The sequence below is a fragment of the Aquimonas sp. genome, from assembly GCF_044377145.1.
Taxonomy (GTDB): domain Bacteria; phylum Pseudomonadota; class Gammaproteobacteria; order Xanthomonadales; family Xanthomonadaceae; genus Aquimonas.
Genome location: NZ_JBILJQ010000127.1, coordinates 1 through 7,398 on the forward strand (window position 1 = coordinate 1; position 7,398 = coordinate 7,398).

The 7,398-nt window shown below is 66.3% G+C and carries 6 protein-coding genes and 1 pseudogene; 1 reads left to right on the plus strand and 6 read right to left on the minus strand.

The annotated features are described in order from the left end of the window. Positions 1 to 111: 111 nt before the first annotated feature. Positions 112 to 498: a hypothetical protein gene (locus ACIQ7H_RS21225; RefSeq protein WP_395795319.1), complete on the plus strand. Its 387-nt coding sequence runs from the start codon at positions 112 to 114 to the stop codon at positions 496 to 498. Positions 499 to 669: 171 nt separating this feature from the next. Here ACIQ7H_RS21225 and ACIQ7H_RS21230 read toward each other — a convergent pair whose 3' ends face one another. From ACIQ7H_RS21230 to ACIQ7H_RS21255, 6 genes and pseudogenes are all read right to left on the minus strand, one after another. Beyond that, entirely contained in the window at positions 670 to 1,722 is a 1,053-nt protein-coding gene (locus ACIQ7H_RS21230) for a FecR family protein (protein ID WP_395795321.1), read from the minus strand. Then, positions 1,722 to 2,276, minus strand: coding sequence for an RNA polymerase sigma factor (locus tag ACIQ7H_RS21235; protein ID WP_395795323.1), 555 nt, complete (start codon positions 2,274 to 2,276; stop codon positions 1,722 to 1,724). Before ACIQ7H_RS21235 ends, ACIQ7H_RS21230 begins: the two co-directional genes overlap by 1 nt. Before the next feature lie 77 nt (positions 2,277 to 2,353). Next, positions 2,354 to 3,811 (minus strand): alkaline phosphatase, encoded by a 1,458-nt coding sequence (locus ACIQ7H_RS21240; RefSeq protein WP_395795325.1) that lies wholly within the window; start codon positions 3,809 to 3,811, stop codon positions 2,354 to 2,356. Positions 3,812 to 3,822: 11 nt separating this feature from the next. Further along, a complete protein-coding gene (locus ACIQ7H_RS21245; protein ID WP_395795327.1) occupies positions 3,823 to 5,631 on the minus strand; it encodes a TonB-dependent receptor in 1,809 nt (602 codons plus the stop codon). A 12-nt stretch (positions 5,632 to 5,643) separates the two neighbouring features. Next, on the minus strand, positions 5,644 to 6,828 hold the full coding sequence (locus ACIQ7H_RS21250) for a TonB-dependent receptor plug domain-containing protein (protein ID WP_395795329.1): 1,185 nt from the start codon (positions 6,826 to 6,828) through the stop codon (positions 5,644 to 5,646). A 125-nt stretch (positions 6,829 to 6,953) separates the two neighbouring features. Then, positions 6,954 to 7,273 (minus strand): annotated as a pseudogene (locus ACIQ7H_RS21255) (transposase); the annotation flags it as partial. Positions 7,274 to 7,398 lie beyond the last annotated feature (125 nt).

The following is a 7,398-nucleotide window of genomic DNA, read 5'->3' on the forward strand; positions in this document are numbered from 1 at the left end:
GGGCGGACGCATACCGCGCAACCGCGACATCGACAGCTTGCTGCCGATCGAGGGCTGGGCGCCGATCTGCAACTGAGGCTCAGCACGGCGAGTGGGGAAGCAGTAGGTGGCTTGGGCGGACGCTTACTGTGGACCGAGGACACCTACGCATCCAAAGACTCCAGCGCGCCAACCCGTTTCGACTGGCAGATCGAGTCTGATGTGAGGCCTACCGCTTCGCAGCTGTGCTACGCCACCGAAGCTGGCTGGAGAGGCATCGTCGACTGCATCGACAGCTCACCCGGCGGCGTCCGCGACCTCGGCCGAACCTTCAATGACCGCATCAGCAGTTACTGGTATGCAGGCCCCGCGCCGGCCGGCACGCTTGGCTTCCGCGTGTTCGAGCATGCCGACTTCGGCGGTCGCAGTCTCGACGCGCAGTCAGGCAGCAGCTGGCGCAACCTGCCCTCGGACTTCAACGACCGCCCGACCAGCCTGCGCCCGATTCCGGCGAATTAGCCTGGAACAGGCGTTCGCCATGAATTGACCGACACGGCAAGCGCTCGGGCGCTTGCCGTGTCCTCAAACAGCCGGGGAAGCGCTGATCCAAGCGGGGTTCGACTGCGATTTCTCTCAGTCCGCGCCGCGGCCACCGGCGTCCACAGGCGGCTGTTGCAGGCGGGCGCGCTGTCAGCCCTCTTCGCGCGCAGGCAGAAGCACGATCCGCTCGGCCTGGCGCTGCACGCGAAGGCTGTACGCACGTTCGAGCATGGCCAGCACACGCTCGGGCTCAGCCACGCGGATCCGGCCGCTCAGACGGATGTGCTCCAGTGCCGGATCGCCAAGTTCCAGCGGCAGCTTCGAGAAGCGCGCGGCTTCCTGCAGAACTCGGGCAAGACTCTCGTCGCGCGCCACGAACCAGCCCTTCCGCCAGTCGGGTCCGGCTTCGTTCAGCGCACTCTTCCTCGGCGTGCCGTTCGCCTCGATGTGCGCCATTTCGCCGACGCCGAGCTCGATCTTCTGCGTACCGGAGTCGACCTGGACGCTGCCTTCGTAGACCGTGACCTCGGCCACCTCTGCGGCCAACAGGTCGATGTTGAAGGCGGTACCCAGTACGCGCACCGTGCCTGCATGGGTCCGCACCTGCAGCGGACGTCCGTCGCGCGCGATGTCGAAGTACGCCTCGCCCTGCAGCAGCTCCAGGTCGCGCTGGTGCTCATCGAGGCGATAGGCCAGCCGCGTGTCACCGCTGAGGCTGATGCGGCTGCCGTCGGGCAGATCCAGGTCGACCAGCTCGCTTGGCGCAGTGGCAATCACCGTGGGTTCTGGCGATTGCTCCGGCAAGCCTGCCAGCAGGGCGAGCGCCGCCAGCCCAGCCGCCACCGCCATACCCAAGGCCCTGCGCAGTCCGAAGCGTGCGTGCCGGCCATTCTGAAGATGGCCTGCGGATGCCAGGCCGGGCGGCGGCAGACCTGTCGGATCTTCGCGCAATCTCGGTGCGGTCAGCACCGCGACAGTTCCCGGATCCTTCGACCAGTGCCACGTCGCGGCCAGTTCGGCAAAACGCTGGCGGTTTGCAGCGCTCGCCTCCATCCACCGCTGGAAGCGGCGCTCATCGCCGGCAGCAAGATGACCGTCCGCCAAGGCCATCACCCAAGCCGCTGCCTCGGCGTCGACCGCTGCGATGGGCGCATCGTCGGCTTGACGATGGGAACACCGCTGAGAGCTCTCGCCCAGGCGCATCAGCAGGCTCCCGAATCGGTCGCGCGGGCGCGCAAGTCTTGCAGATCGAGCAAGGCGCGGGTGATGTGCTTCTCGACCGCCTTTGGACTCAGGCCGAGCGCCGCGCCGATATCGGCACAGCTTTCGCCCTCGACGCGTCGCCTCAGGAACACCTCCCGTCGGAGCGGCGGCATCGCCTGGATCAATTCCAGCGCCGCCCGCATCTCGCTGCGCTGCTCGTGCAGCTGTTCAGGCCTGGGGGCTTCGCACGGCACATCGACGCTATCGATCGACTCGGTCGGACGCGCCCGTCGTGCGTGCTCGCAGAGCAGGTTCTGGGCGATTCGAAAGCTCAGGGCATAGGCGCTGCCAACGATGTTCTCGCGCTGGAAGGCCAGAGCGCGCAGCAGACTTTCCTGGGCGATGTCCTCGGCCAGCTGGGGGTGACGCGTACGCGCGAGCAGAAAGCTGCGCAGGGCCGCGCCGACTTCAGCCCAGTCGACGCTGCTCTGCGCCGCAGCGGGCTTCGGCGCTTCGACTTCGCGTTCCACGGGACAGCCCAAAGGGCTCGACATGATGGATCCACGCATTCCGGTGTCGGTGCCGGGCATCTGCGGGAGCCTAGCGAAAACATGTTGCAGGACGAACGCGTTCATGGCGTGCGGGATCCTTCAGTCGGCGCCAGCCCGAGCGCCTCGGCGATGCCATGGAATACCGCGGTGTTGTCGATGTAGCGCCCGTCCCACGCCAGGGGTGGACCCCAGATCGACTGCGCCCGCCGGTCGCGACGGGCGTCGATCGCAAGCTCCCGCGCGCCTCGTCCGAGAGCCCACAGTGGGACCAGCTCGGAGCTGTGCTTGTCCGTGCCGTAGACAAGATCCGGCAGAACGCCGCGTGCGGTGGGGCGCGGTGCGCGATGCCCGATCACGGTGTCGACTGCGGGCGTGTAACGCCCATCGCCGTCGACATCCTCCCAACTTCCGCCCGGCCAGAGACCACCCGTTTCGTGGTCGGCGGTGACGATCAGCAGCGTGTCCTGCCAGCACGAGTTCTGCTCGACCCACTCGACTACCGCGTCAACACTGCGTTCGAAGTCGCCCATTTCTTCGACAAACCGGGGCAGATCGTTGGCGTGGTTGGCCCAGTCGGTGGCACCGCCCTCAATGGTCAACACGAACCCCCCCGCCCTGCTGGAAAGCACCCGCAGGGCCGCCTGCGCCAGCAGCGGCAGTCCGGGCACCGCCGGGTTGGGCACCTGGCCCCGGGGACGGGCCTGCTGCAAGGTCTGGCGCACGGGCGCCAGCCCGAACACGCGCGCCGGCAAGGCCTCGCCCGCAGCCAGCGCCTCGAACTCGGCAAGGCTGTCAACGAAGGCATACCCGTGCAAACCCCTTGAGCTGCGAAGACGCTCGAAGCGCGCCCGACCCCCGACCACCTCGAAGGCCGCGTCGGACGGAGACTCGACGGGCGCACCGACGTCGTCGAAATACGGATGACCCGCACCGATCATGAGATCCAGCGCGCCATCGCTCATCTGCCGAAAGATCGCTGCGAACTCGTCGCGATCACGCTGCCGTGCCCACGCCGCCGCAGGCGTCGCGTGGGACACCGGCACGCTGCTGACCACGCCCGTGCGCAGGCCCCTGCGGGCAGCCATCCTGTGCAGGCTGTCCAGAGGCCGGCCGCCGGCATCAAGGCCGATGTAGCGTCGCAGGGTTTTGCGACCCGTGTGCAGCGCAGTGCTGGCGGCAGCAGAGTCGGTCGTCGCGGCTGCATCGACCTGAAACAGCCCGCTGGCCCAGCGACGCCGCGGCGAATAGCCTGCATCGCGCGGCTCAGATCCCTCATGCAGGGCCTGCGTAGCGACGCCCAGCAGCACCTGGTCCACGTCCTCGCCCAAAGACTGCTGATAGCGGAAGCCGCGGGCTTGCCCGTGGTGGTAGTAGCCGGAACCGAGCCAGGCATTGAAGCCGACCCCGTCGGCGATCATGAGGATTGCCTGCTGTGCCCGATCTGGCGCGTTGACGCAATGTCGGGGGTTGCCCAGCGCGGTGCCGGCGAGCGCAAGGCTCGCCAGCAGCGCGAAGCGCAGGCGCAGACCGAAACTCATTGGCGACCGCATCAGAAGCTGTAGCGCAGGCCGAGCAGCAGTTGACGGCCGCTCTTGGCGTAAGAGTTCACTCGATCACTGGTGTCGACGTACTGATCCTCGGCCTCATTGCTGAGGTTCAGCGCTTCCAAGGTCAGCTTGAGGCGATCGTCGAGGTTCCAGAACGCGCTGAAGTCGACATACGTGGCAGCGTTGTCGCCCGCGCTGTCGTTGCCATTGGCGCCCGGCACCGCGGTCAGGTAGCGGTCACGGTAATTGCCGGACAGACGCACGCCGAAACGCTCGTTCTCGTAGTACACGGTCAGGTTGGCCGAGTGCCGCGAAACGCCAGGCAGGGCGAAGGTGCGCACGCTGCCGTCCGGAAAAGTGAAAGGCGCCTTGCTGTCGACGAAGGTGTAGTTGGCCGCCACGCCGGTGCCGGCGAGCCAGCCCGGCAGGAAGGCGAAGCCCTGCTGGACCATGAGCTCCATGCCGCGAACGCGTGCGTCGCCACCGTTCACCGGGCGGCGCACCGTGAACACATCGGTCGGCGTCGCCTGCGACTGGTCGCCGAGCAGCTCGATCGGCAGGCCCGTCTCCAGATAGGTCTGCTGGCTGTTCTGGCTGACCACGAATACGTCAACGTCCTTGAAGAAGGGTGACATCGCCAAGTGGCCGCTCTCGCTGTAGTACCACTCGAGCGAAAGGTCGTAGGAGTCCGCCGAGAAGGGTGCGAGATCTGGATTGCCATAAGCGATCGTGCGCGTGGTCAGACTGACCGTACCGTTCGGAGTCAGCGAGGTCAGGGTCGGGCGGGTGAAATTGCGGTTGGCAGCGAAACGCAGCAGCAGGTCTTCCTGCAGCTCCCAGGTCAGATTGAGTGAGGGCAGATACCGCGCGTAGTCGCGCTGCAAGCTCACCGGAAGATTGCCCAGCGTGCCTGTCGCAGTGAGGTCGGTGGCGGCGCGGCGCACGCCGGCATTGCCGCGCAGCAGGGTGTTGCCGATGCCGAAGTCGAAATCGGCCTGCACATAGGCAGCAAAGGATTCTTCCCGCACATCCCGGTTGCTGGCCGCCTGCAGCTGCATTCGCGCAGCCGCGAACTGATCAAGATTCAGCACTTGGGAAGCACGGTTCAGATCAACCACCAGCCAGGTGCTCGGCGCACCGGGCGGCAGGTTGAAGTTGTTTCCGAACCCGTAGGGCAGCGCTATGGTGAGATCGTTTATGCGGCGGCCGCGGATCAAGCCGCTGGTGGTCACATCGATGCCGAAGTCGCGCTGGCGAAAGTCGTAGCGGGTCTGGGCCACGCCGCCGCGAAGCAGCAGCGATCCGAGGTCGTAGTCGATGTCCAGCTTGGCGCTGCGGTAGCTGTTCTCCACCTCGTTGCGACGCGGGCGGTACAGGTCCAGGCGCCACGGCTCGGCGCTGGTCAGATCGACGCCCCAGTCCCACAGAGGCACGCGGTCATTGCCACGAAAATCCCACGCGAAATCGCTGTTGTCCGAGATCGCCTGCAGCGTCAGCGTGTCGTTCTCGAAGTCCGACTCGTTGGAACCGAGCAGGCCGCGAACGTCGAGACGGTCGGTGGCGGCCCAGCGGCCCACCAGGGAGTGCTGGATGAAGCGCGTGTCGCTTTCATCACGGCGAGCATCCAGTCGCGTATCGACGTTGCCCAGCTGGGCGCGAACGATATCGTTGCCATTGACCTCAAGGCTGCGGATCATCGTTTCCGGCAAGCCGGTTGAATTGGTGCGGGTGAACGATTGCGCGTCGAGGAAGTTCTCGTAGCGGCGCGCCTGATAGCCGGCATAGAGCAGGTCGTAGTCGAACTCAAGCACCGCGGAAGGCCGCTATTGCAGGGCACCCGTGACGCCCAGTCGCTGCTGCTCGTGGATGAAGTTGAAGTAGCGCGGCGTGCGCGGATAGAACAGGCGATCCGAACCGGTGCTGTTCAATCGCGCAACGATGGCAGGGTCAACGCTCGGGTCCACATTGGCCAGCGTCCAGCCACCAGACTGCCAGCGGATGGTCTGCACGCCATCCTCCACTACCAGCCGATCGGTGTAGGCCACTGACAACAGGGCACCGAAGGAATCGCCCCAGGTGTTGGAGATCAAGGCAGCCGCGCGCGGGGCGACTTCATCCGCGCGCTCGGAGTAGAAGGCCTGAGCCGCCGTCGCCAGCTTGAAGCCGCGGTAGTCGAAGGGCTTGGCGGTGCGCAGTTCGACGGTGCCTGCGATACCACCCTCATCCAGCGAAGCTTCGGTCGATTTGCGCACGTCGACGCGATTGAACAGCTCCGATGCGAAGACATTGAAATCGAAGGCGCGACCGCGATTGACCGCGCCGCGCTGGTCGGTGGACGCCGTGGTGGTCAGCGCTTCCAGGCCGTTGAGCTGCACCCGGGTGTAGTCCGGACCGAGACCGCGCAAGGCGACCTGCCGACCTTCGCCGCCATCACGGGTGATGTACACACCCGGCACGCGCTGGATCGCCTCCGCCAGATTGAGATCGGCGAAGTCCGCAATATCGTCTGCGAAGATGCTGTCGCGGATGTCGCTGGCATTACGCTTGCTGTCGCGAGCGTTTTCCAGCGCCTGCCGGTAACCCCCGACCACTACGATGGTGTCCAACTCTGCGGCCGGGCCCGGGGCCTCCAACCCACGCTCGGGCTCAGGCGTGCCCGCCTCCGTCGTGGGCGCCGCATTCGGCTTGAGGTAGACGGATCCATCAACGATCTCGCCGCTCAAGCCGCTCCCGCTCAGCAGCGTGTTGAGAGCAGCCTGCGCCGACATGCTGCCATTGACCGGCTGCGCCTCGCGACCGGCCAGCAGCGCACTGTTGGCGATCACCTGCAGACCGGTCTCGCGTGAGAACGCGGTCAACGCCGCATCCAGCGGCTGACGCGCAATCGCGAATGGAGCGGAGTCATGGCTGCTTCCGCCGTCCTGCGCGTGGGCCGGACATGCAGCACCCATGGCACCACTGATCAGCAGGGTCGAGATGAAACAGGACAAGCGGGTGGCACGAGGCATCAGTGTTCTCTTCAGGTCTACCCTTGCGGGCCATCGGCAGGGAAGACGCCGACACGTCGATCTACCCGACACCTGATTGCATGAATTTTTTGTTGCGCGGCTGGCCGCGACGGGGCATGCAGGCCCATCGCAACGACCCGCGCTGCTTCGGTCGCAGGCCGCTTGCCTCGCCCCGATGGCGTCAACTGCGCTCGCAGGTTGGCGTTTGGTGCGAAGACGCCGTGGAACCGGGTCAGATGCGCACGTGGCGGCGAGACCAGGGCCGCGAGCTTGGCAATGAAGTCGATGGGCTCGAACTCGACGTGAGTCGTGCCGCTCGGCCGCTGTGCGGCAACGCTCGCTGTGCTCGCTCGGTCTTCCACGGAGTCTTGAGTTCGTACCGGACCCTGCCCTGCGCTGAGATCGACAGCCGTTTCTCGCTGATCGCCGGACGCGCGATGTAGCGTAAGCGTCCGGCCAACCCACCTACCGCTTCGCCACTCGCCGTGCTGAGCCTCAGCCGCTGAGCGGCGTCCAGCCCTGCACGGGCAACAGGCCGTCGATGTCCCGGTTGCGGGTCGTCGGCAGCCG